The 23,772-nt window shown below is 66.3% G+C and carries 23 protein-coding genes; 9 read left to right on the top strand and 14 right to left on the bottom strand.

Annotated elements, in window-relative coordinates; translation table 11 throughout:
- From AS156_RS22425 to metG, 3 genes are all read right to left on the bottom strand, one after another.
- The coding region (locus tag AS156_RS22425) for an EAL domain-containing protein (RefSeq protein ID WP_066508793.1) at positions 1 to 2,821 on the bottom strand (2,821 nt) is incomplete at its 3' end.
- Positions 2,822 to 2,941: 120 nt separating this feature from the next.
- A complete protein-coding gene (locus AS156_RS22420) occupies positions 2,942 to 3,943 on the bottom strand; it encodes an NAD(P)H-quinone oxidoreductase (RefSeq protein ID WP_066508773.1) in 1,002 nt (333 codons plus the stop codon).
- 66 nt (positions 3,944 to 4,009) lie between these two features.
- Positions 4,010 to 5,692 carry a methionine--tRNA ligase gene (gene metG / locus AS156_RS22415; protein ID WP_066508791.1) on the bottom strand — a complete coding sequence of 561 codons (1,683 nt, stop codon included), beginning with the start codon at positions 5,690 to 5,692 and terminating at the stop codon, positions 4,010 to 4,012.
- Positions 5,693 to 5,962: 270 nt separating this feature from the next.
- Between metG and AS156_RS22410 the strand changes: the two genes are divergently transcribed.
- Positions 5,963 to 6,154 carry a DUF1192 domain-containing protein gene (locus AS156_RS22410; protein WP_066508771.1) on the top strand — a complete coding sequence of 64 codons (192 nt, stop codon included), beginning with the start codon at positions 5,963 to 5,965 and terminating at the stop codon, positions 6,152 to 6,154.
- Positions 6,155 to 6,550: 396 nt separating this feature from the next.
- The gene (gene rcdA, locus AS156_RS22405; RefSeq protein WP_066508769.1) at positions 6,551 to 7,063 is read left to right on the top strand and encodes a protease adaptor protein RcdA; all 513 of its coding nucleotides are present in this window, start codon (positions 6,551 to 6,553) and stop codon (positions 7,061 to 7,063) included.
- Between the two features lie 18 nt (positions 7,064 to 7,081).
- Here rcdA and pdxR read toward each other — a convergent pair whose 3' ends face one another.
- Complete coding sequence (gene pdxR, locus AS156_RS22400) at positions 7,082 to 8,590, bottom strand: MocR-like pyridoxine biosynthesis transcription factor PdxR (RefSeq protein ID WP_066508767.1); 1,509 nt, start codon at positions 8,588 to 8,590, stop codon at positions 7,082 to 7,084.
- Between the two features lie 87 nt (positions 8,591 to 8,677).
- On the opposite strand from pdxR, the gene AS156_RS22395 reads away from it, so the two are divergent.
- Both AS156_RS22395 and AS156_RS22390 read left to right on the top strand, forming a co-directional pair.
- Positions 8,678 to 9,304, top strand: coding sequence for an FMN-binding negative transcriptional regulator (locus AS156_RS22395; protein ID WP_066508765.1), 627 nt, complete (start codon positions 8,678 to 8,680; stop codon positions 9,302 to 9,304).
- A 14-nt stretch (positions 9,305 to 9,318) separates the two neighbouring features.
- On the top strand, positions 9,319 to 9,936 hold the full coding sequence (locus tag AS156_RS22390) for a LysE family translocator (protein WP_066508763.1): 618 nt from the start codon (positions 9,319 to 9,321) through the stop codon (positions 9,934 to 9,936).
- Between the two features lie 81 nt (positions 9,937 to 10,017).
- Here the strand turns inward: AS156_RS22390 and rpmE are convergent, their stop codons facing one another.
- The gene (rpmE, locus tag AS156_RS22385) at positions 10,018 to 10,245 is read right to left on the bottom strand and encodes a 50S ribosomal protein L31 (protein WP_016845230.1); all 228 of its coding nucleotides are present in this window, start codon (positions 10,243 to 10,245) and stop codon (positions 10,018 to 10,020) included.
- Between the two features lie 193 nt (positions 10,246 to 10,438).
- Between rpmE and AS156_RS22380 the strand changes: the two genes are divergently transcribed.
- Complete coding sequence (locus AS156_RS22380) at positions 10,439 to 12,286, top strand: ABC transporter transmembrane domain-containing protein (protein WP_066508789.1); 1,848 nt, start codon at positions 10,439 to 10,441, stop codon at positions 12,284 to 12,286.
- A 221-nt stretch (positions 12,287 to 12,507) separates the two neighbouring features.
- Positions 12,508 to 12,903 (top strand): hypothetical protein, encoded by a 396-nt coding sequence (locus tag AS156_RS22375; RefSeq protein ID WP_066508761.1) that lies wholly within the window; start codon positions 12,508 to 12,510, stop codon positions 12,901 to 12,903.
- A gap of 37 nt (positions 12,904 to 12,940) precedes the next feature.
- On the opposite strand, the gene AS156_RS22370 is transcribed toward AS156_RS22375, so the two are convergent.
- On the bottom strand, positions 12,941 to 13,762 hold the full coding sequence (locus AS156_RS22370) for an alpha/beta fold hydrolase (protein ID WP_066508759.1): 822 nt from the start codon (positions 13,760 to 13,762) through the stop codon (positions 12,941 to 12,943).
- 257 nt (positions 13,763 to 14,019) lie between these two features.
- On the opposite strand from AS156_RS22370, the gene AS156_RS22365 reads away from it, so the two are divergent.
- Positions 14,020 to 15,510, top strand: coding sequence for an amidohydrolase family protein (locus AS156_RS22365; protein WP_066508757.1), 1,491 nt, complete (start codon positions 14,020 to 14,022; stop codon positions 15,508 to 15,510).
- Positions 15,511 to 15,512: 2 nt separating this feature from the next.
- Positions 15,513 to 16,442, top strand: coding sequence for a CobW family GTP-binding protein (locus AS156_RS22360; protein ID WP_066508756.1), 930 nt, complete (start codon positions 15,513 to 15,515; stop codon positions 16,440 to 16,442).
- A gap of 25 nt (positions 16,443 to 16,467) precedes the next feature.
- Here the strand turns inward: AS156_RS22360 and cobF are convergent, their stop codons facing one another.
- From cobF to AS156_RS22330, 6 genes are read right to left on the bottom strand one after another with little or no spacing between them, the layout of a single operon-like run.
- Positions 16,468 to 17,217 (bottom strand): precorrin-6A synthase (deacetylating), encoded by a 750-nt coding sequence (gene cobF, locus AS156_RS22355; protein ID WP_066508755.1) that lies wholly within the window; start codon positions 17,215 to 17,217, stop codon positions 16,468 to 16,470.
- A 7-nt stretch (positions 17,218 to 17,224) separates the two neighbouring features.
- A complete protein-coding gene (cobA, locus tag AS156_RS22350) occupies positions 17,225 to 17,953 on the bottom strand; it encodes a uroporphyrinogen-III C-methyltransferase (protein WP_066508753.1) in 729 nt (242 codons plus the stop codon).
- The gene (locus tag AS156_RS22345) at positions 17,950 to 19,260 is read right to left on the bottom strand and encodes a cobyrinic acid a,c-diamide synthase CobB (protein WP_066508751.1); all 1,311 of its coding nucleotides are present in this window, start codon (positions 19,258 to 19,260) and stop codon (positions 17,950 to 17,952) included. The genes cobA and AS156_RS22345 overlap by 4 nt, the downstream gene beginning before the upstream one ends.
- A complete protein-coding gene (gene cobM, locus AS156_RS22340) occupies positions 19,260 to 20,042 on the bottom strand; it encodes a precorrin-4 C(11)-methyltransferase (protein WP_066508749.1) in 783 nt (260 codons plus the stop codon). Before cobM ends, AS156_RS22345 begins: the two co-directional genes overlap by 1 nt.
- Positions 20,039 to 20,407 (bottom strand): cobalamin biosynthesis protein, encoded by a 369-nt coding sequence (locus AS156_RS22335; RefSeq protein WP_066508788.1) that lies wholly within the window; start codon positions 20,405 to 20,407, stop codon positions 20,039 to 20,041. Before AS156_RS22335 ends, cobM begins: the two co-directional genes overlap by 4 nt.
- On the bottom strand, positions 20,404 to 21,585 hold the full coding sequence (locus AS156_RS22330; RefSeq protein WP_066508747.1) for a bifunctional cobalt-precorrin-7 (C(5))-methyltransferase/cobalt-precorrin-6B (C(15))-methyltransferase: 1,182 nt from the start codon (positions 21,583 to 21,585) through the stop codon (positions 20,404 to 20,406). Before AS156_RS22330 ends, AS156_RS22335 begins: the two co-directional genes overlap by 4 nt.
- Here AS156_RS22330 and AS156_RS22325 point away from each other — a divergent pair.
- Complete coding sequence (locus tag AS156_RS22325; protein WP_066508743.1) at positions 21,584 to 22,333, top strand: cobalt-precorrin-6A reductase; 750 nt, start codon at positions 21,584 to 21,586, stop codon at positions 22,331 to 22,333. The two genes, AS156_RS22330 and AS156_RS22325, sit on opposite strands and share 2 nt — an antisense overlap.
- On the opposite strand, the gene cobJ is transcribed toward AS156_RS22325, so the two are convergent.
- Together cobJ and AS156_RS22315 are read right to left on the bottom strand one after the other, a co-directional pair.
- On the bottom strand, positions 22,309 to 23,043 hold the full coding sequence (gene cobJ / locus AS156_RS22320) for a precorrin-3B C(17)-methyltransferase (protein WP_066508741.1): 735 nt from the start codon (positions 23,041 to 23,043) through the stop codon (positions 22,309 to 22,311). The two genes, AS156_RS22325 and cobJ, sit on opposite strands and share 25 nt — an antisense overlap.
- Positions 23,040 to 23,771, bottom strand: a complete 732-nt coding sequence (locus AS156_RS22315) for a precorrin-2 C(20)-methyltransferase (RefSeq protein WP_066508740.1) — start codon at positions 23,769 to 23,771, stop codon at positions 23,040 to 23,042. The genes cobJ and AS156_RS22315 overlap by 4 nt, the downstream gene beginning before the upstream one ends.
- Position 23,772: the final 1 nt, after the last annotated feature.

Raw genomic sequence — 23,772 nt, 5'->3', positions numbered from 1 at the left:
CCATCGGCTCGCCGAAGGCGAAGCCCTGCGCGAATTCGCAGCCGAGCTGGTAGAGCTCGACCGCATCCGAATCCGTCTCGGCGCCTTCCGCCACCACTTCCATGCCGAGATCGTGCGCCAGCGCGATGATCGATTTCAGGATCACGGGGCGGGTGCCGCGGCTGGTGGTGCGGACGAAGGACTGGTCGATCTTGATGGTGTCGAACGGGAAGCGCTGCAGATAGGACAGCGAGGAGTGGCCGGTGCCGAAGTCGTCGAGCGACAGCCCGGTGCCGAGCTCGCGGATCCGCGCCAGCATCTGCGCCGCATGCTCTGGGTTCTCCATGACCAGCGATTCCGTCAGCTCGAGCTTGAGCGTGCCGCGCGCCACCGTGGAGCGCGACAGCACGGTGCGGATGTCGTGGATCAGATCGTGGCGCAGCAATTGGCGCGAGGAGACGTTGACCGAGGCGAAGATCGGCTCGCGGGCGCGCATCGCGCGCTGCCACACCGCGAGCTGGCGGGCGGTTTGGTCCATCACGAACATGCCGAGATCGACGATCAGGCCGATCTCCTCGGCGACGTTGATGAACTCCGACGGCGACATCCGGCCGAGCTTGGGATGATCCCAGCGCGCCAGTGCCTCGAAGCCTGCGATCGAGCGATCCTCCAGCCGCACGATCGGCTGATACAGGATGGTGATCTCCTGGCGCTCGATGGCGCGGCGCAGGTCGCTCTCCAGGGTGAGGCGGTCGGTCTTCCGCGCGCGCATCGCCGGCTTGTAGACGTCGATGCGGTCGCCGCCGATGCGCTTGGAGTGATACATCGCAAGCTCGGCGTCCTTGATGATCTCATCCGTCAGCGGCGCCTGCGGATCGGACAGCGCAAGGCCGATCGAGGCGGTCAGGAAGATCTCGCGGTCGTTGAACGCGATCGGGGCGCGGATGGTCTTGCGGATGGTCTCGGCGAAATTGGTGATCCGCGCCGAGTCCTGCTCGGACAGCAGGATCAGGCCGAACTGATCGCCGGCGAGCCGCGCCAGCGTGTCCTGCGGCTTCAGGATGCGCGTGAGACGCCGCGCCAGCGTGAGCAGGATGGAATCGCCGACCGCGATGCCGACGGAATCGTTGACCTGCTTGAAGCGATCGAGGTCGATCACCATCAGCGTCGGCCGCAGGTTCGGCATGGTCTTGGCGAGGTTCGCCACCGCGGTGAGCCGGTCCATGAACAGCTTGCGGTTCGGCAAGCCGGTCAGATTGTCGTGCACCGAGTCGTGAAGCATCCGCTCTTCGGAGTTCTTGAACTCGGTGACGTCGGTCAGCGTGCCGACCACGCGGGAGACCTCGCCGTCGGAGCCGACCACCGGGCGCGCCTTCAGCGCGAACCACATGAAGTGACCGTCGGGGGTGCGCAGACGGAAATCCTGCACCAGGCGGCCGCGGCGCTGGTCGAGCACGCTGTCGAGCGCCGCGCGGAAGCGGTCCTGGTCTAGCGGATGCAGCACTTCGAGCCATTTCGCCGCCGGGCCTTCCAGCGTGCCGCGTTTCAGGCCGAGCAATGCTTCGGTCTCGGGGCTGGTGAACACCTTGTCGGCGGAGACGTCCCAGTCCCAGATCAGGTCGCCGGAGCCGGTCAGCGCCAGCGCCCGGCGCTCGACATCGGAGACGACGCCGGTGGTGGCGCCGCCGCCGGCGAAGGCGTGCTGCATGACGGTGAACCCGATCAGCATCACGATCAGCACGAGGCCGCCGAGCAGAGCAGGGCCGACGATATCGTTGGTGACCGAACCCGCGACCGTCATGCCGGCCGCGATCACCCAGACCACCAGCAGGAACCAGGTCGGAATCAAAAGCACCGCGCGGTCGAAGCCGTGGGTCGAGAGATAGACGATCAGGGCAAAGCCGGCGAAGGCGATCATGACGAGCGACATGCGCGCGATGCCGGAGGCGACCGCCGGATCGAACAACGCCAGCGCCACCAGCGAGCCGAGGAAGGCAAGCCAGCCGATCGTAATGTGCGAGTAGCGGACGTGCCATCTACTCAGATTCAGATAGGCGAACAGGAACACGAGCAGTGTCGCCGCCAGCATCGCCTCGCCCGCCGCACGCCAGACGCGCTCGGCGTTGTTCGACATGTCGAGCACCTTGCCCCAGAAGCCGAAGTCGACGCCGATATAGACCAGCACCGCCCAGGCCAGCGCCGCAGCGGCCGGGAACATGATGCTGCCCTTGACCACAAACAAAATCGTGAGCACCAGCGCCAGCAGGCCGGAGATGCCGATCACGATGCCCTGGTAGAGCGTGAACGAGTTGACCTTGTCCTTGTAGGCTTCGGGTTCCCACAGATAGAGCTGCGGCAGCTTGTCGGTGCGCAGTTCCGCGACGAAGGTCACCACAGCGCCCGGATCGAGGGTGATGCGGAACACGTCTGCGGTGGGACTCTCCTGCCGCTCGGGGCGATCGCCGACCGAAGGCGTGATCGTGGCGATGCGGGACAGGCCGAGATCGGGCCACAGCAGGCCGGACGACACGATGCGATAGTGCGGCGCGACGATCAGGCGGTCGAGCTGGTCGTCGGTGTTGTTGGCGAGCGCGAACACCACCCAATTGGTCCCGCCCTCGCGGGCGCGAACCTCGATGCGGCGCACGATGCCGTCGGTTCCAGGCGCGGTGGAGACCTGGATGCGATCGGTTTCGCTGCGCTGATGGTCAAGGACGCCGGTCAGGTCGATCGCCGGCGCATCGCTGCGCACGCTGACGGCGTCGAGCGCATACGCGTCGGGCGCAGCGGCAAACATCATGAGACCCAGCGCCAACAGCGCAAGGCACCTGATCAGACGCAATGTCAGTACTCCGCGATCGACAAACGGCTCGAGCCTGACGACCGGCTCAAGGGTGGCGCGATAGATGCCATGAAAGCGAAGGGAATCAAAGGGTTTCCGCCCCTGCTTCCGCTGCGATCGTTAAGCCAGCAACACAATTTTGCCAATATGTTCGCTGGTCTCCATCCGGCGGTGCGCGTCGGCGGCCTTTTCCAGCGGGAATGTGCTGTCCATCAGCGGTTTGACGCGGCCTTCGCGCAGCAGCGGGATAACTTTCGCCTCGATCGCCGCGACCATCGCCGCCTTGTCCGCATTACTACGGGGGCGCAAGGTCGAGCCGGTGTGATGCAGCCGCTTGACCATCAGCTTGGCGAAGTTGGCGGTCGCCTTCGGAGTTCCCGACAGGAACGCGATCTGGACGATGCGTCCCTCGACCGCTGCGGCCTCGTAGTTCCGATCGATGTAGTCGCCGCCTACCATGTCGAGGATGACATTCGCTCCAGTGCCGCCGGTGATCTTCTTCACCGCGTCGACGAAATCCTCGGTCTTGTAGTTCACGGCATGATCGGCGCCGAGCTTGAGACAGGCGTCTGCCTTGTCCTGCGAGCCCACGGTGACGATCACCTTGGCGCCGAACGCCTTCGCAAGCTGGATCGCCATCGTGCCGATGCCTGACGAGCCGCCATGAATCAGCAACGTCTCGCCCGCCTGCAGCGCGCCGCGCTCGAAGACATTGTGCCACACCGTCATCAGCGTTTCCGGCGTGGCGCCGGCTTCCTGCATCGACAGCGAGGGCGGCACGGTCATCGCCTGGCCGTCCTGCGCGATGCAATATTGCGCATAGCCGCCGCCGGCGACGAGCGACATCACCTTGTCGCCGATCTTGTGCCTGACAGCGCCTTCGCCGAGCGCCACCACTTCGCCTGATATCTCGAGGCCGGGCAGGTCGCTCGCGCCGGGCGGCGGCGGGTAGGAGCCGGAGCGTTGCGCGACGTCGGGACGATTGACGCCAGCGGCGGCGACCTTGACCAGAATCTCGCCCGCTTTCGGGACCGGCAGGGCGCGGGTTTCCGGCGCCAGGACCTCCGGACCACCGGGCTTGCTGATGGCGACGACGGTCATTTGCGCGGGCAGCTGGGGCATGGTTCGTCCTTGGTCAGTGAAGGGGGTCGGTGGATGGCATATCGCTTTTCCCGCCGAAGTGAAACGTCAATGAGCCCCGAAACGCCTCGCCAGATGGTCGGCTCTCTCAGGCGTGATCTTCTCAACCAGCGCGCCAAGCGGCGCGATCGGCGTGCCGCCATTGCCGTCCAACAAAGGCGCAAGTGGGCCATTGGGCCAGCGCGGAATGTTGTCGTCGCGACCGAAGGCGCGCAGCACGCGTTCCGACAGATGCGGGATGACGCTCCACGCCAGCGTTGCGCAGATCGTGACCAGATTCAGTCCTGTCCGCGTCACGACGGCTGCGCGAACGGAATCGGACTTGATCGCAATCCATGGCGCTGCGTGCTGCAGGTAAGCATTCGCTGTGTCCCAGATCGCACGTGTCGCGGCAGCGGCGGCACGAAATTCCAGCGCCGTGTGATGACGGTGGAGTGCGGCGATGCGCTGCTCCAAGTCATCTGCGAGCTGGCGCTCGGCGTGATCAGGCGTACCGCCGTCGGGGATACGACCGTCGAAGGCGTGATGGGCGAAGCTGATGATGCGATTGGCGAGGTTGCCGAAAATGTCGGCGAGGTCCTTGTTCACATCAGCCGTGAACTTCGCAACGCTGAAGTCGGTGTCGGCGCTCTCGGGCGCGTTTGCGATCAGCCACCAGCGCCAGAGATCGGCCGGCAATTCCTCGAGCGCCTGGTCGGTGAAGATGCCGCGATTGCGGCTGGTCGAGAACTTGCCGCCTTCATAGCTGAGCCAGTGAAATCCCTTGATCACGTCGGCGGTTGTCCACGGCTCGCCGGAGCCGAGCAGGGTTGCCGGGAAGCTGACGGTGTGGAACGGGATGTTGTCCTTGCCGAGAAACTGGATGTAGCTGACGTCATCGGCCTGCCACCACCATTGCCGCCAATCGCGCTCCGGCGCCGCTGCGGCCCATTCCTGCGTCGCGGCGATATAGCCGATCGGTGCATCGAACCAGACGTAGAACACCTTAGCCTCGAAGCCGTCGCGCGGCACGCGAATGCCCCAGGCGAGATCGCGCGTGATGCAGCGATCGCGCAGGTCGGCGGTGAGCCAGCTCTTCGCAGTCGAGGTCACGAAGGGCGGCCACCCGGACCGACTGTCGATCCATGCGCCGAGCTTCGCGACGAGTTCGGACTGACGCAGAAACAGATGATGACTGTCGCGGATCTCCAGCGCGCGGTCGCCCGACAGCGCAGATCGCGGCGCGATCAGTTCGGGCGGATCGAGCACCGCGCCGCAATGGTCGCACTGATCACCGCGCGCGGATGGGTCGCCGCAATGCGGGCAGGTGCCGAGCACGTAGCGATCGGGCAGGAAACGCCGGTCGACGGGCGACCAGACCTGCTGCAGTTCGCGCGCCTCGATCAGTCCGGCCTCGTCGAGCCTTCGGTAGAAGTGCTGTGTCAGCGCATGGTTGTGCGGCGAGCTGGTGCGGCCGAAATGATCGAAGGAGAGGCCGAAGCGGCGGTAGATGTCGGCCTGGATCGCGTGTTGCGTGTCGCAGAAAGTCCTGACGTCCTGGCCGGCCTTGATGGCGCCGAGTTCGGCGGGTGTGCCGTGCTCGTCGGTCGCGCAGATGAAGAGAACGTCGTCTCCGATCTGCCGTCGGAAGCGGGTGTGAACGTCGGCGGGCAGCAGCGAGCCGATGAGATTGCCGAGATGCTTGACGCCGTTGACATAAGGCAGCGCGCTGGTGATGAGAATCTTGCTCATGGGGTGCGGTCTTTCGCGGTTGAGGATGCCGACCTCGTGCAAATCAAAAAGCCCTCCCGCATGATCGGAAGGGCTTGGGGTCGGCTCATGCCTCGCGCGTCGACGCGCGCTATCCCGTCCGGTCAGCCTCCTTGCGGTCGGGCCGGGGCATTCGCGTCAGCTGTTGCACACATGCGAAAGTCACTGCAAAATTCTCCTTGCACCGCGAAGATATCATCTTGGGGTGGCGAGCGCCAGATTGGCGCGGATCAAGGATTGCCGGGAGGACGCATGCCGATAGAGGACGAGGACCGGCCGCGGAAGAAAATCACCCACGAGATCGGACAGGATCTCTCGCTGTTGTCGGTCGAGGAATTGACCGAGCGGATCGCGCTGCTCAACGCCGAAGTCGATCGTCTGAAGGAGGCGATGACCAAGAGGCGCGCATCGAAGGATGCAGCCAACGCGTTCTTCAAATCGTAGCTCGGCGACTTCATTCCTTGCCATCGCCCGGATGAAGCGAATCCCGATCCGGGAATCGTCGCTGCGTCGCCGCATGTCTCAAACTAGGTCACTGGCCGACATGGCAAACAAAAGCTGAAGAAATTCGTTCGTTTACGCTCAGTTAAGCTTTCTCGATTATGACTGCATTGTCCTCGTTTGGACACCGAGTGGCTCCTGTCCACTCTGTTTGACGCCTCCCTGTTATCAACTTCAAAAGCCGCCGGAAACGGCGGCTCTTTTTTGTGCGCCCGACCCGCTGGAAACCATAAATCCGGTTGCGGCTGGACTCTTCGCCACGCCCGCGCAATGATTTGTTCATCATAAGCCGGCGCGCTAGACGCCGGCGGGCGTTACGGTGGTGTGAGGGCGTTAACCATGGCGGATCGTTCCCAGAGCGAAGCCGGGCTTGTGCTGTTCAGTGAACGGCTGACCAATTCTGCGGCATTCGGCGTGCTGTTCCGGGAAGGCATGGATCTGGTCGAGCAGACCGCCGCCTATCTCGATGGCGACGGCCGTGCCGAGGCCAAGGCGCTCGAGCGTTCCGTCAGCCTGACCTATGCCACCGAAAGCATGCGCCTGACCACCCGGCTGATGCAGCTTGCGTCCTGGCTGCTGCTGCATCGCGCGGTCAAGGAAGGCGAGATGACGCTGACCCAGGCCAACCGCGAGAAGACCAAAGTCAAGCTGTCGGCCGCCGATCCCGGCCCCGCCGACATGATCGCGAAGTTGCCGCAGCAGTTGCAGGACCTGATCACCCGCTCGATGGACCTGCAGGTGCGCGTCCGCCGGCTCGACACCACGATCCATGCGCCGGCGCCCGATCGTTCCTCGATCGGCAACCCGCTGGTGCCGCAGCTCAACCGCCTCAAGGCCGCGTTCGAGCAGTAAGATCAACGCAAATCGTCGTCAGGACGCGCGGCGCGGTTCGGCGCGCTGTTGCGATTCCTGCTGATCCATCACGCGCCGCAGGCGTATCGCCGCCGTCTCAAGCTCCTCCGGTGAGAAGCCGCCGAAGCCGAGCATGAGGCCGGGCCGTGCTGCGGCCTTGTACATCGGCGATATCGGCCGCACGACAATCCCCTCAGATAGCGCGGCCTGCACCAGTTGCACATCGTCGGCGCCGTGCGGCAGCCAAAGCAATAAATGCATGCCCTGATCGCTCGGCTGCAGCGTGACGTCGTCAGGCATGTGGCGTTCGAGCGCGGCGATCAGCGTTGCGCGCCGTGCGGCATAGACCCCGCGAATCCGCCTGATATGCGCTTCGAACAGACCCTCGCGCATATAGGCTGCCAGCACGTGCTGATCGCTGGTCATTGAATGCCTGTCGAGCAGCGCCCGCGCGCCGGCAAAGGCATCGACCAGTGGCGCGGGTGCTACGACGTAGCCGAGCCGCAGCGAGGGAAACAGCACCTTGCTCAGCGTGCCCAGATAGATCACCCGCGACGGGTCGAGGCCTTGCAGCGACGGGAACGGATGCCCCGCATAGCGCAGCTCGCTGTCATAGTCGTCCTCGACGATCCAGGCATCGCGATGTTGTGCCCAGGCAAGCAGCGCGTTGCGACGGGCCATGCTCATCGGCATGCCCAGCGGATATTGATGCGATGGGGTGACGAAGCCGGCGCGCGCGTCGGGGCACGCAGCAAGGCCTGCATCGACATCGATGCCCTGCTCATCGACCGGCACGCGCGTCGTGATGAATTCGAGATCGTCGAGCACGGCGGTCATGCCGGGATAAGCGGGATCCTCAGCCCAGACATGATCGCCGCGCGACAGCAGCACGCGGCCTGCAAGATAGAGGCCCTGCTGCGTGCCCGCGGTGATCACGACCTGTTCCGGCTCGCAATGCACCGCGCGCGATGTCCGGACATAGTCGGCAATCGCGCGCCGCAACTCCATCACGCCGCGCGGATCGCCGTAGCTTGCCGGCGCTGCTGCGCGCGATGCCCGCACCCGGTTGCCGAGCCGCCGCCAACTCGCATCGGGTGCGACGCTGCCTCCGGGAACGGCGATTGCAAACGGAACCTCCGGCATCGGCGCGAAGGCCTTCGCAACCTCAGCCAGCCGCCGCGCGCGCGGCGACAACTGGATCGGCGGTGTGTTGCGGTCGCGTGCAATCGGCGTGCGGGCAGGGCGGGGCAAGTCAGCCAGCGTCGGCGCCACGCGGGTGCCCGCACCGACCTGCGATTTCAGATAGCCTTCGGCCTGCAGCTGATCGAACGCCTCGACCACCGTGCCGCGAGCGACCTCGAGCGAGGCCGCGAGCGCGCGCGTCGAAGGCAGCAATTCGCCGGCCTTCAACTCGCCCTTGGCGATGGCTGCGCGCAGCGCTTGCGCGATCTGGCGTCCAACTTGCCCCGCCGCACGGTCGACCGCGCCGAGGGAGGGAATGCTGACGGTGGCGCGTGGGCGCGGCATAGTGGTTCAGTCAATTTGGCCTGGAATGGACCTTATCATAGACCACTCTGCGCCTAATATGCGAGCCAATAGATGATGAGGTTTGCCATGTATGTGCCGCCACATTTCAAGATCGACGAGCTCGGCGCGATCCACGCCGCGATGCGGGCGTCGCGGCTCGCGACGCTGGTCACCGCTACTGCAGAAGGGCTGCTGGGCACGCCGCTGCCGCTGATCCTTGACGAGCGCGAAGGCGAATACGGCACGCTCTATGGCCATGTCGCGCGGCCCAATCCGCAGTGGAGGGCGCCTGCGGTCGGCGAGGCGATGGCGATCTTCACCGGGCCCGACGCCTATGTGACGCCGTCTTGGTACCTGACCAAGGTCGAGCACGGCAAGGTGGTGCCGACCTGGAACTATGTTGCCGTGCACGCCTATGGACCGGCCGAATTCTTCGAGGACGCCGATCGTCTGCTCGATGTCGTGACGCGGCTGACCAATCTGCACGAGCGTTCGCGCGCGGAAGTCTGGCAGGTCAGCGATGCGCCGGCCGATTTCATCCAGGCGCAACTGCGCGGCATCGTCGGCATCCGCATGCCGATCACGCGGATCGATGCCAAGAAGAAGATGAGCCAGAACCGCAAGCTCGAGGATCGCGCGGGCGTCGTCGCCGGGCTCGGCGCCAGCGACAATCCGGTCGACCGCGAGGTCGCGACGATGATCCCGATGACGTAAGGCGAAGGCTCGGAATGGACTTGTACATCGCCTTCGCGATCACGACCGCGACCTTCGCACTGATTCCAGGCCCGGCCATGCTCTACGCCGCTGCCCGCACCTTGGCGGGTGGCAGGCGTGCGGGCCTGATGGCTTCGCTTGGCCTGCATCTCGGCGGCTATGTCCATGTGGTCGCCGCGGCCGCAGGCCTTGCGTTCCTGTTTCACGCGGTGCCGCCGCTGTTCATGGCGATGAAGTTCGCCGGCGCGGCCTACCTGGTCTGGCTTGGGCTATCGCTGTTCCGCGATCGCGACAATGCGGTGCGTCCTGACTTCGCGCCAGTCCCGGCAAAGCGCGCCTTCGCGCAAAGCGTGGTTGTCGAAGTGCTCAATCCGAAGACCGCGATCTTCTTCCTGGCGTTCCTGCCGCAGTTCATCGACGCCTCGGCAAGCCTGCCGGTCTGGGCCCAGCTCTTCGCGCTCGGCACCATCGTCAACCTGACGTTCTCGCTGGTCGATGTCGTCTGCGTGTTCTGCGCGAGCGCCGTGATGTCGAAGCTGCAGCGCTCGCGAAGGTCGCAACGGATCATGCAGCGGATCGGCGGCAGCATCCTGATCGGGCTCGGCGCCCGGCTCGCCTTCCAAGACCGCTGACGCGGAACGGTCCCCCCAAAACAAAAACGCCCCCGCGATGGGGGCGTTTGCATTTTGACCGCGACGCGATCGATGCGGACTTTAGTCCTTCTTGAGGAAGCCCGAGAACTTCTTCTGGAAGCGCGACACACGGCCGCCACGGTCCATCAGCTGCTGGGTGCCGCCGGTCCAGGCCGGGTGCGACTTGGGGTCGATGTCGAGGTTCAGCGTGTCGCCTTCCTTGCCCCAGGTCGAGCGGGTCAGGTACTCGGTGCCGTCGGTCATGACGACCTTAATCGTATGATAATTCGGATGAATATCGGCTTTCATGGCAGTTCCTTCGGCGCGCCGGCGCCCGTCTCAAAGTGTCTGGGATACGGGATTTGGGCGGCTCTATAACGCAAGGAGCCCCCTAAAACAAGCCAAGAAACAAGGCTAAGCCCATCACCGGATTGGGACATTGGCGGATTTGCCAGCGGGGGTCCATGAGCCTATCTGGGGGCGGAAAAACCGGTCCGGGATGATGAGCGCAGCCGAACAGATTGAGACCCCGCAGCAGCCCCCGCGTGACGCGCTGATGGAGGAGGAAGCCTTCATCGAGAGCCAGCTCACGGAGCCGGCGAAGAGCCGCGCGCGTCTGAAGCCGTTGCTCGCGCTCGCGCCCTATGTGGCGCGTTACAAGGGACGCGCGATCCTCGCCTTCATCGCGCTGACGGTCGCTGCGCTCACGACGCTGATCGTGCCGGTCGCGGTGAGGCGGATGATCGACATGGGCTTCACGCCCGAAGGCATCGCGATGATCAACAGCTATTTCAGCGTGATGATCGCGGTCGTCGCAGTGCTGGCCTGTGCCAGCGCCTCGCGCTACTACCTCGTCATGACGATCGGCGAGCGCATCGTCGCCGATCTCCGGCGCGACGTATTTGCGCATCTGATTTCGCTGTCGCCGTCGTTCTTCGATTCCGCGCGCTCGGGCGAGCTGGTGTCGCGGCTCACCGCCGACACCACGCAGATCAAGTCCGCGGTCGGTGCTTCCGTCTCGATCGCGCTGCGCAATCTGATGCTGTTCTTTGGCGCTGCCGCCATGATGGTGTTCACGAGCCCGCGGCTCTCCGGCTTCGTGCTGCTGGCGATCCCGATCATCGTGATCCCGCTGGTCGCATTCGGGCGCTGGGTGCGGCGGCTGTCGCGCAACGCCCAGGACACGCTGGCCGATGCCAGCGCCTATGCCAGCGAGCTCGTCAACGCGATCCGCACCGTGCAGGCCTATACCAGCGAGCGGTTCGCCAACACGCGCTTCGCTCGCGAGGTCGAGCAAGCCTATGTGGCGGCGCGCAGCTCGACCAAGGCGCGCGCGGTGTTGACGCTAATCGTCATCTTCATCGTGTTCACCAGCGTCGTCATGATCCTTTGGGTCGGTTCGCACGACGTGCTCATTGGCACGATCAGCCCGGGCAGGCTCGGCCAGTTCATCCTCTATGCGGCTTTCGCCGCGAGCGGCCTCGGCCAGCTCAGCGAGGTCTGGGGTGAAGTCTCTGCGGCGTCAGGCGCCGCCGAGCGGCTGTTCGAGATCCTGCGCGTCAAGCCGGCGATTGCCGCTCCTGCCGCGCCGCGCGCGTTGCCTCAGCCGCCGCGCGGCGATGTCGGCTTCGACCAGGTCAGCTTCGCCTATCCGACCCGGCCCAAGGCGCTCGCGGTCGACAGCGTGTCGCTCGCGGTTCGCTCGGGTGAAAAGGTAGCGATCGTCGGTCCCTCCGGCGCCGGCAAGAGCACGCTGTTCCATCTGCTGCTGCGCTTCTACGATCCGAAGGCGGGCACGATCTCGCTCGACGGCGTGCCGATCCGCGAGGCCGATCCGACCGACGTGCGCGCGCGCATCGCGCTGGTGCCGCAGGAGTCCGTCGTGTTCGCCGCCAGCGCGCGCGAGAACATCCGCTTCGGCCGGCCCGATGCCACCGACGCCGAGGTCGAGCGCGCCGCTGACCTTGCGCACGCCACCGAGTTCCTGCGCCGGCTGCCCGGCGGCTTCGAGGCCCAGCTCGGCGAGCGCGGCGTGACGCTCTCCGGGGGGCAGCGCCAGCGCATCGCGATCGCCCGCGCGATCCTGCGCGACGCGCCGCTGCTGCTGCTCGACGAGGCGACCTCGGCGCTCGATGCCGAAAGCGAGACGCTGGTGCAGACTGCGCTGGAAGAGCTGATGCGCCATCGCACCACGCTCGTCATCGCGCATCGTCTCGCGACCGTGCTGTCCTGCGACCGTATCCTGGTGATGGATCAGGGCAAGATCGTCGAGCAGGGCACCCATACCGAGCTGGTCGCCGCCAACGGCCTCTACGCACGGTTGGCGCGGCTGCAGTTCGAGGGGATTTGAGCACGCGCGCCGGCTCTGTCGGCGCGGCGCCGGAGGCGAAAAGGAAGAGTCCCGCTCCGTGCATCGGCCCCTCGCTTATGCGAATCCTATGAGATCAATCGCGCGCTTCACTCGAAAACCTATTCCCGCGCAGCGATAGTCGCGTCGCGCCGGATCTCCTTCGACGGGCGAAGGAGGCTCATGCGGATGCATGGCGACGTCGGCGCGCGGGTATTTGGCGGATGAGCTGCGAGGACGCGATCGAACCGCAGGGCAAGCTGCTCCGCGCGTGGCAGCTCGCGGTCCTGCGCTTTGCAGTGACGCTCGACGACGACGACCGGATGCACGCGCATGCGCTCGCGGGCGAGGTTGACCGGTTCGGCGGGCCGACCGACGGTTCCTTCCGCTTCTTTCGGAGAACGACCGCGGAACTGTGCCGCGCCATCTGCGGACACCACGAGCAGGCGGAGGCCGTCCTGTGGCGCTTCCTGGCGCAGATCGACAATCCTCGGCTGAGGCGCGCGTTCGAAGCGGCGATCGCGAAGGACCGGACACCGCCGAGGCTCGTCGCGAACCGAACAAGGCCCAACGAGGATCTGTGGAAAGGGCTGGCCTCGCGACGTGCCGCCGGGAGGTAGGGGCCGGGCCGGTCGGAGCCGGCCCGGCGATCTCGGCTCACGCGCGGATGAAGGCGAGGACGTCTGCGTTGAACGTTGCGACGTCGACCTGGGCGAGGCCGTGGCAGCCGCCCTTGTAGACCTTGAGCTGCGCACCCTTGACGATCTTTGCGGTCTTCTCGCCCGCGGCTGCGATCGGGACGATCTGGTCGTCATCGCCGTGGATCACGAGCGTCGGCTTGTCGATCTTCTTCAGATCGGCTGTGTAGTCGACCTCCGAGAACTCATGGATGCAGTCGTACTCGCCCTTGATGCCGCCCTGCATGCCCATCAGCCAGAAGGATTCGCGCAGGCCGTCATTGACCTTCGCGCCCGACCGATTGAACCCGTAGAACGGCATGGTGAGATCCCGGAAGAATTGCGACCGGTTGATCGCGGTGCCCTTGCGGATCTCGTCGAACACGCTGAGCGGAGTGCCTTCCGGGTTGGCGTCGGTCTTCAGCATCAGCGGCGGGACGGCGCCGACGAGCACGACCTTGGCAACGCGCTTCGACCCGTGCCGGCCGATATAGTGCGCCACCTCGCCGCCGCCGGTGGAGTGACCGACCAGGACCACATTGTTCAGGTCGAGCTTCTCGATCAGCTCGGCGAGGTCGTCGGCATACTGGTCCATCGTGTTGCCGTTCCACGGCTGATCGGATTTGCCGTGGCCGCGGCGATCATGGGCGATGACGCGATATCCGTTCTGACCGAAGAACAGCATCTGGGCATCCCAGGCGTCACCGGCGAGCGGCCAGCCATGGGAGAACAGGATCGGCTGTCCTGCTCCCCAATCCTTGTAGGCGATTTTCGTTCCGTCCTTGGTCGTGATGTGGGTCATCGTGGTGGCTCCGTGGTTACGATGGTCGGTGAGTGTCTACGCGGCGGCCTTGCCAGGAAGCAACAATGATGCCGAAATGGTTCATGATCATGACCCGCGCTGCCTTCTCGCGGCACGCTGAGGTCGAGGCCATCGGGCATTCGAGCGCGGCCTGACCAGCTTGTCACGTCAGGGATGCGATGCCGATTTGTGTCTTGGCGTCGCATGCAGTCGGTCGTAAGCGTGGGACCTCAGCTTCGGAATGCGGGAGTGGCACTATGGGTGGTTTGGTAATCAGCGGCGGCCGGGTGGTGGATCCGGCCAGCGGGATGGACACTGTCGGCGACGTGGCGGTGGTGGACGGCCGGATCGCCGCTGTCGGCACCGGGCTCGGCGGTGCTGAACGCCAGATCGATGCAACGGGGCTCGTGGTGGCTCCCGGCTTCATCGATCTCCACGCGCATGGCCAGACCATCCCGGCCGATCGCATGCAGGCCTTCGACGGTGTGACGACGACGCTCGACCTCGAGGCCGGCGTGCTCCCGGTGGCATCCTGGTACAAGCGCCAAGCCGAGAAGGGACGCGTGCTGAACTACGGCGCCGCCGCCAATTGGGCATTCGCGCGGATCGGAGCGATGACCGGCTCCAATTCGGAAAGCTCGCTGGAATCGTTCGGCAGCGCCATGCGCGACCGCCGCTGGATCGAGAATGTCGCAAGCGAGACCGAGGTGGCCGGCATCCTCGAACGCCTCGGCCACGGGTTGAACGAGGGCGGCATCGGCATCGGCATTCTCAACGCCTATGCCCCGGGTGCCGGCGTGCAGGAATTGACTGCGGTGTGCCAACTGGCGGCGGCGCATGCCGTGCCGACCTTCACCCACGTCGCCTACATGTCGCGGGTCGACCCGGAGAGCGCGGCCGAGGCCTATATCCGGCTGATCGGCTATGCCGGCGCCACCGGCGCGCACATGCACATCTGCCACTTCAACTCGTCGAGCAAGACGGACGTCGAGCGCTGCGCCGCCTTGATCGCGCAGGCGCAGGCGCAGGGCTTGCCGATTACGGTGGAAGCCTATCCCTACGGCACCGGATCGACCGTGCTGGCGGCGACCTTCTTCAGCGATCCGCAATTCGAGGAGCGCAACGGCCTCGGCTACGATTCGGTGCAGCGCGTGACCGACGGGCACCGCTTCGGCAGCCGCGAGGAACTGCTGGCGGCGCAGGCCGAAGAGCCCTCGACGCTGGTGCTGTGGCATGTGCTGGATATCGAGAACAACCCGCACCACCGCGATCTCCTGGACATCTCGGTGCTCTATCCCGGCGGTGCGATCGCGTCCGATGCGATGCCCTGGACGTTGTCAAGCGGCAAGGTCTACACCGGCGATGCCTGGCCGCTGCCGGATGATGCAACGTCGCATCCGAGATCGGCGGGCTGCTTCACGCGCTTCATCCGTGAGTGGGTGCGCGAGCGGAAGAAGGTGTCGTTGCTCGAAGGCATCCGCAAATGCGCGCTGATCCCGGCTGAGATCCTGGCGGCGAGCACGCCGGCGATGCGCGCGAAGGGCAGGCTGCAGGCGGGTGCGGATGCCGACGTCGTGGTGTTCGACTATGAGACGTTGAGCGACCGCGCGACCTTCACCGCGATGAATCGTCCGGCCGAGGGCGTGCGCCACCTCGTGGTCAGCGGCCAGCCGCTGATCTCCGACGGCGTGCTCGATGTAGCGGCGCGGCCCGGCAAGCCGGTACGCCGGCCTGTTGTCGCGAGCTGATCGTGCCGGTCCCGATCCTGCTCGTCGCGGGCTTTCTCGGGGCGGGCAAGACCACGGTCGTGAATCATCTGCTGGCGCATGCGCAGGGGAGGCGGATCGCCGCCGTGGTCAACGATTTCGGCGCTGTCAACATCGATGCGGAGCTGATCGCCGGCGCCAGCGACGGCGTGGTGAGCCTGAGCAACGGCTGCATCTGCTGCACGCTGGAAGGCGATCTGCTGCGCACGCTTGCCACGCTGCTGCGGCGCGATCCGCGCCCGGAATTCATCGTAATCGAAACCAGCGGCGTGGCCGATCCCTCCGACATCGTGCGCAACCTGATGGATCCGGTGGTCTGGAAGGAGGCGCCGCTGGAAACCGTGCTGTGCGTGGTGGACGCGACGCAACCCGCGGCCAGGCTCGACGATGCGCTGCTGCGATCGCAGCTGCGGGCGGCCGATGTGGTGGCGCTGAGCAAGGCGGACCTGGCGAGCGCGGAGCAGCGCGCGCAGGTACGCGACTCGATCCGGGCGATACGTCCGGCGGCGGTGGTGGTCGATGCCATCAATGGCGAAGTGCCTTCAGCGCTGCTGTTTCCCGCAGACCTCGATCGCGTGCCGATGCCGCGCGAGACGGAATCGCGCCGGCCCGCGGTTGATCGATTCGAGACGCTGAGCTGGACGTCAGAACGGCCGGTGCGGCTGCCGCGACTCCAGCAGGCCATCGGCCGGCTGGCGCCGAAGCTTGCGCGGGCGAAGGGATTGTTCGAGACGGTGGAACAGCCCGGACGTCTGATGGTGTTTCAACTCGCAGGCGGCCGCGCGACGCTGGCAGCCGGCGGGACGCCGACGCCGGGTCAGCCGCGGGCGCGGATCGTATTCATTGCCGAGATGGGCGTTCTGTCGCGCGCCGAGATCGACGCGACCATGGAAGGGTGCGTCGAACCCGGATGACATGACGGGTGGGTGGATCGCTGGATTACGATCGTCGCTTGAGGATGTAGCTGTCCATGATCCAGCCGTGCCGCTCGCGCGCCGCGCGCCGCACTGCGACGATACGAGGGCCGGTCTCGGCAAGCTCGCCCGCCATGATGATCTGATCGGGCATGCCGAGATAGGCGCCCCACCAGATCTGCAGCCCCTTGGGATCCAGCGTCTGGAACGCTGCGCCGCCGTCGAGCATCACGACCACGGTATCCACGCCGGCGGGCCAGCCGCCGTCGCGCAGCCGCCGCCCGGTCGTGACCACGAACGGCCCGCCGATCTCGTTGAGCGGCAACGCATGCGCCGCGCAGAGTGCTTGGATCGATGTGATGCCCGGCACCATGTCGATCTTCGGTAGCGGATCAAGCCGTTGCGCGATCCGCAGGCTGGAATCATACAGCGACGGATCGCCCCAGATCAGCAGGGCAACGTGTCCCTCGTGTCCGAGATGATCAGCGATTTGCCGAGACCAGGTGGCCGCGACGGCATCGTGCCAATCGTCCACGCCCTTGCGGTAGTCCTCCTCGCCGGCGTCACGCACCGGCAGGTCGAATTCCGCAATGCGCGTCCTGTCGTTGGTCAGCACCTCGGCGCAAATGGTCCGGCGCAATTCGGCAAGGTCGAACTTCGCGCTTCCCTTGCGCGGGATCAGGATCAGATCGGCGGCGTTGATCGCGCCGATCGCGGCACGGGTTAGTTGTTGCGGATCGCCACAGCCGATACCGATCAGGGAAAGCTTCAACATGACAGCATCACGTATGGTCGATGGCCAGCGGACCGAACAGAATGACCGTTGCCGCGGTCGCCGGACCCGCGTCCGTGAGCCGCCCGGCTAGTTCTGCGATAGTGGTGCGGGCGAGCTGCTGCTCGGCGTGGCCCAGCGACTCGCCGAACAACGCAGGCGTGTCGGGCGAGAGGCCGTGCGCGATCAGTTGCGCGGCCAGCGCCGGGAACGTGCGACGGCCCATGTAGACGACGGTCGTGGCCTCCGGGTCGGCGAGCGCCGCCCAGTTCAGGTCCGCCGGCAGCTCGCCGGTGACATCGGCCCCGGTCATGAATTGCACGCGACGCGAGGTCAGCCGTCGCGTTAGCGGAATGCCGGCCTGTGCGGCCGCGACGCAGGCGGAGGTGACGCCGGGGACGATCTCGTAACCGATGCCGGCACTACGCAGCGCCTCGATCTCTTCTTCGAGCCGGCCGAAGATTCCGGCGTCGCCCGATTTCAGGCGCACCACGCGCGCGCCGGTGGCGGCGTAGTCGATCAGCAGCCGGTTGAGATGTTGCTGATTGGTCGACCTGCGGCCGGCGCGCTTGCCGACCGCGACGAGATTGGCGCCGGAACGTGCGAGATCGAGGATCGCGCCCGACGCGAGATCGTCATAGAGTACCACGTCGGCGTCACGCAGACGCGCGGCGCCCTTCACCGTCAGGAGCTCGGGGTCGCCGGGGCCGGCCGAGACAAAGGAGACGAAGCCGCTCACCGGTCCTCCGCAATCAGATGAAAGAATGTTCCGGTCGCGTGACCGCGCCGCGAGCCGGTTTCCGCGACCGTCGCGCCGGCCGCATCGCGAACCACAGCAAGCGGCGTGTCGGGCTGAGAGATGATGGTCGAGTAGTGGAATTCGTGACCGCGCAGGCGCGCGCCCGCGCGGTGTCCCGGCATCGGCGCGGCGAGCTCGGCCAGCCGGTAGCCCAGATGCATGCGGCGCTTGGCATAGCTCGTCTCCAGGCCGAGCAGTCCCGCCATCTCGTGGCGCACGCCGTCGGCGCCGGTCAGGGCGGTGCCCAGCACCATATAGCCTCCGCATTCGCCATGCACGGGCCGCGCTTCCGCAAAGCTCCGCAGGCTGCCCAGAAAGTGCGTGTTGGCCGCGATCTTGCCGGCGTGCAGTTCGGGATAGCCGCCGGGCAGCCAGCAGACGTCGGCATTCGCATCGGGGCTCTCGTCGGCCAGCGGCGAGAACTTCGCGATCTCGGCGCCGGCATTGCGCCAGGCTTCCAGCATGTGCGGATAGATGAAGGAGAATGCGGCGTCGCGCGCCAGGGCGATGCGCTGTCCGGGCGGATTGAAGCCGAATCCGCGAGCCGATGGTTGCAGTGACCAGGCGCGGGCCGATTGCAGCACGGCATCCAGATCGACATGCTCCGCGACGAAGCGCGCCGCCTCCTCGATCAAGCCGTCCACCGTCGTCTGCTCCTCGGCCTGCACCAGGCCGAGATGGCGTTTCGGCAAGGCGATCTCGGCATGGCGCGGCAGTGCACCGAACACGGGAATGCCGGCGCTCGCCATGGCGTGGCGCACCAGATCCTCGTGCCGCGGGCTCGCGACGCGATTGAGCACGACGCCGGCAAGCTTGACGCCGGCGCGGAAGTCGCGCAATCCCGCGGCGACGGCCCCCGCGGTTTGCGCCTGGCCGGAAGGATCGATCACCAGCAGGACTGGCCAGCCCGTCATTTCGGCGATGTCAGCGGTGGCGCCAGTGCCGGACGCGCCGCGCACGGCGACGCCGTCGAACAGGCCCATCGAGCCTTCGGCCAGAACGAGATCGGCATCCGCGCCGCGGTTTGCGAGATGCCGGATCGCATCACCCGTCATGGCCCAGCTATCGACATTGACGGAGACACGTCCCGTCGCGACCGCATGAAAGGCGGGATCGATATAGTCGGGCCCGCTCTTGAGACATTGTACCCTCAGTCCGCGATTGCGGTAAGCGCGGGCCAGCGCCAGCGTCAGCGTCGTCTTGCCGGCGCTGGAGGCGGGCGCGGAGATGACAAGCCCCGCGGTCATCACGATGCCTCGGGAAAGCGCGGCGCCGGGCCGAGCGGCCGGTAGCGGCGGTCATAATCGGCGGCGTAGAGCCGGCTCTCGGCAAACTCTTCCGCGCCCAGCGTCTTGCCGACCAGCACGAGCGCGGTCCGCTCGAGCTCGGGGCCGACGGCGGCATCGAGCGTCCCGAGCGTGGCGCGCATGATGCGCTGGTCCGGCCAGCTCGCGCGCCAGACGATTGCGACCGGGCAATCCGCGCCATAATGCGGCGTCAGCTCGGCGATGAGCTTGTCGAGCAGGTGGATCGAGAGATGGATGGCGAGCACCGCACCGGTCGCGGCGAAGGCTGCCAGCGTTTCGCCTTCCGGCATCGCGCTGGCCCTGCCGGGCGTGCGCGTCAGCACCACGGATTGCGCGAGGCCGGGCAACGTGAGTTCGGTCTCGAGCGCGGCCGCCGCGGCGGAGAAGGCCGGCACGCCCGGCGTGATCGAGTAAGGAATCTGCAGCGCGCGCAGGCGGCGCAGTTGCTCACCCATCGCCGACCAGATCGACAGATCGCCGGAATGCAGCCGCGCGACATCCTTCCCGTCGGCATGTGCCGCAGCTATCTCCGCGATGATCTGGTCGAGCGACAGCGGCGCAGTGTTGACGATGCGTGCGCCGGGCGGGCAATGCGCCAGCACGCCTTCCGGCACCAGCGATCCAGCGTAGAGGCAGACCGGGCAGGCGGCGATGAGATCGCGTCCACGCAAGGTCAGCAGATCGGCCGCGCCCGGTCCCGCGCCGATGAAGTGCACAGTCATTCACCGTCTCCTTCCGCGATCGCCGCGGTGGCCATCCGATCCCGCGAAACGCTCCGGGCCGAAATCAGGCGCGCACCTCGCCCCGCGGCGGCGACCGCCGCGGCTTCAGCGACGGATCCCGTGCCGAACTTTTCCGTGATGAGCTCGGACTGTGTCGCGGTGACGATATCGGCCAGCATATCTGCGGGAATACTCCTGATCGGCAGTCCCAGTTCGTGCGCGAGCGACTTCAGCACGGGCGCATCGGCCTTGTCGCTCACCGTTGCGACGGCGGCAAGGCCCTCGAAGCCGCCGGCGGCGAGGAGAGCGTCTCGGAGCGAGGCGAGCGTGGCATCGCGCCTGAAGCCGAGACCCGCGACCTTCATCTGACCGCGCTCCATTGGACGATCGGCCGCGCGGCTCTCCAGGAGCGGTACTTGCCCAGCGGCTCTGCATGGGCGATCTCGACCCGCATCAACTCGCCGCCATGGCGCTGATGCAGGTCGGAAAGCAGAGCTTCGGTCTCCAGGGTCACGGCATGCGCAACCAGCCGTGTCCCAGGTGCGACGCGCGACCAGACGGCATCGAACATCGCAGCATCGAGGCCGCCGCCGATGAACACGGCGTCCGGCGTCGCGAGGCCCGGCAGGATGTCGGACGTGGCTGCCTCGATCACGGTGATCCTGTGCGTCAACCCAAGGCTTGCGGCATTGCTGCGGATGTTCGCGGCGCGATCACCGCGGATTTCGACCGCAATCGCCGTCCCGCCGCAGAGCGCCCATTCGACCGAGATCGAACCGGAGCCTGCGCCGATATCCCACAACCTCTCGCCGGGTCGCGGTGAAAGCGCTGACAACGCAAGCGCGCGGATCGGCCGCTTGGTCATCTGCCCATCATGCGCAAAGAGTTCGTCCGGGAGACCCGAGCTGCGGGCGATCCCTTGCGAGCCCTCGGCTTGCAGCGCGACCGCGACCAGGCTCTGGTCTGGATCGGCGGCGTAGTTGTCGGCGCGATGCTGCGTGATGCGTTCCCGTGGACCACCAAGTGCGGCAAGCGTCCATATCGGCGACGGTCCCCAGCCTCGATCGGACAGCCAGCGCGCGAGGTCGCCCGCCGCCCTGCCGTCACGCACCAGGCAGATGATGCGGGCGCCGCGCGCAAGATGCGGCAACAGCCGGTCGAACGGCGCGGCGTGAACGCCGAGACAGATGACATTCTCGAGGCGCCACCCCAGACGCGCCGCCGCGAGTGAGAATGTCGACGGTGCGGAATGGGCGACCCATTCGCCGGGCTCGAGCTTCTCTGCGATGCTGCCGCCGACGCCATGCCAAAACGGATCGCCCGAGGCGAGCACAACGGTCGGACGGCCGCGGCAGCTCAGCACGACGTCCGCATCGAACGGCACAGGCCACGCACGGCCGCGCTCGGCGATCCCGGCCAAGACGAGATGCCGTTCCCCGCCGAACACCGTCTCGGCGTCGTGAAACGCCTTTCGGCTTGCGTCGGAGAGGCCGGCAAGGCCATCTTCGCCGATGCCGATGATGGTCAACCAGGGATCACCCATGACGCGCGCCCTGATTCTGGGCGGAACAGCCGACGCCAATCTGCTTGCCGAAGAGATCGCGCAAGCAGGGCTTCAGGCGATCTATTCCTATGGCGGTCGCACCCGCGCGCCGGCCGGCCAGAGGCTGCCGACCCGGATCGGCGGCTTCGGCGGTGCAGGCGGTCTCGCCGACTATCTTCGCCGCGAGGGCATCACGCATCTGGTCGACGCGACCCATCCGTTCGCGGCGGAGATGAGCCGCAATGCTGTGGCCGCGTGCGCGGAAACCGGAACACCGCTGATCGCGCTCGAACGCGCGCCCTGGGTGAAGGCTGACGGCGACAACTGGATCGAGGTCACGGATATCAGCTCCGCCGTCGCGGCTTTGCCAAAGAACCGCGCCCGCGTGTTCCTCGCCATCGGCCGCCAGCACATCGCCCCGTTCAGTGCGACGCCACAACATGCCTACACGCTGCGATTCGTCGATCCTCCCGACGTCGCGCTGCCATTGCCCGATGCCGACGTCATCGTATCGCGCGGACCGTTCACACTCGCCGGCGAGCTGGAGATGATGCGGGCGCGTGCCATTGCATGGATCGTCGCCCGCAATTCCGGCGGGCCAGGTGCGCGCGCCAAGATCGACGCCGCCCGCATGCTCGGCCTTCCCGTGATTATGATCGCGCGACCGCAACTTCCGGACAGACCGCGGGTGGAAAGTGTGGCCGAGGTCATGGAGTGGCTCGGTCATCGCGCATGCCTCGGCGCATAGACCCAGCGTCCGACACGGCGCGTTGCTGAATTGCCGACGATCACGAGCGTGCGCATATCGGCCATCTCGGGGCTTGCCTCGTGCAGCTTGACCGTTTCGATCCGCTGATCGGGTGCGCTGACGGCACGTGCGAAGATCACGAAGCGCTCGCCGCAACCGGCTTCACGCAAGATCTCCAGCGCGCGGCCAAAGCCCTCGGGGCGGCTCGCCGAACGCGGATTATACATCGCGATCGCGAAATCGGCTTCGGCGGCGAGCCGCAGGCGTTTCTCGATCACCGGCCACGGCTTCAGATTGTCGGACAGATTGATCGCGCAAAAATCATGGCCAAGCGGCGCACCGGCGCTTGCCGCCGCCGCCAGCATCGCCGTCACGCCGGGCAAAACACGAATGGGCAGCTCCCGCCATTGCGGAAATTCCTCCAGCGCCTCGAACACGGCCGAGGCCATCGCAAACACGCCGGGATCGCCTGACGACACGACGACGACGTGGCGTCCTTCGGATGCCAGCTGTAAGGCATCGCCGGCGCGCTGCAGCTCGACGCGGTTGTCGGACGGATGCAACGTCAGCCCGTCGCGCGGGCGTACGCGGGCAACATAGGGCGCATAGCCTACGATGTCGGTTGCAGCCGCAAGCGCCGCGGAGACCTCCGGCGTGATCAGAGCCTCGTCGCCCGGTCCCAGTCCCGCGATGGTCAAGGTCCCGGTCATTCCGCTGATCCCTCGCGGCGGCCCTGCCCATGCACGAGCACGATCGCAAAATAGGGACAGTCGGCGGCGTCGACGTCCATGAGTCTGGCGACACGTTGATCCGGCATGGTGCCGCGCTCGACGAGCCAAGCTTCGTTGAGACGGCCGGCGGATGCCAGTGCGCGGCGAACCTTCGTCAGATTGCGCCCGGTCTTCATGATGACCAGTGCGTCGGAATTGCGCATTCGCTGCTCGAGCTCCGCCTCCGGCAGCGTGCCCATCAGGACGGTCGTGACGTCGTCTCCAAGCGCGATCGGCTGGCCGACGGCATTCCAGCAGCCCGCCATGCCGGGAATGCCGGCTATCACCTCGATCTCGAGGCGGCCCTGCAAGCGCGCATGCAGGTGTATGAACGAGCCGTAGAAATAGGGATCGCCTTCGCAGAGCACGACGATGTCGACCGCGCGCGCCAGCCGCGCAAGGCGCTCCGTCCATTCGTCATAGAAGGACGCCAGCAGCCGGACGTAGTCCGGGCTGTCGAACGCGATCTCGGTCGTGACCGGGTATTCCATCGGATATTCGCAGACGTCAGCGGCGAGCATCCCTTCGACGATACGGCGGGCCTGGCCGGGATGGCCCTTCTTGCGGAAATAGGCGACGTGCTTCGCGCCGCGCACTGTGCGGTCGGCGCGTACGCTCATCAGGTCCGGATCGCCTGGGCCGAGGCCACAACAGATGATGCGTCCCATC

The sequence above is a fragment of the Bradyrhizobium macuxiense genome (assembly GCF_001542415.1).
GTDB classification, from domain to species: domain Bacteria; phylum Pseudomonadota; class Alphaproteobacteria; order Rhizobiales; family Xanthobacteraceae; genus Bradyrhizobium; species Bradyrhizobium macuxiense.
The sequence above is the reverse complement of the archived record's forward strand: the minus strand, read 5'-3'. Positions and strand labels throughout refer to the sequence as shown.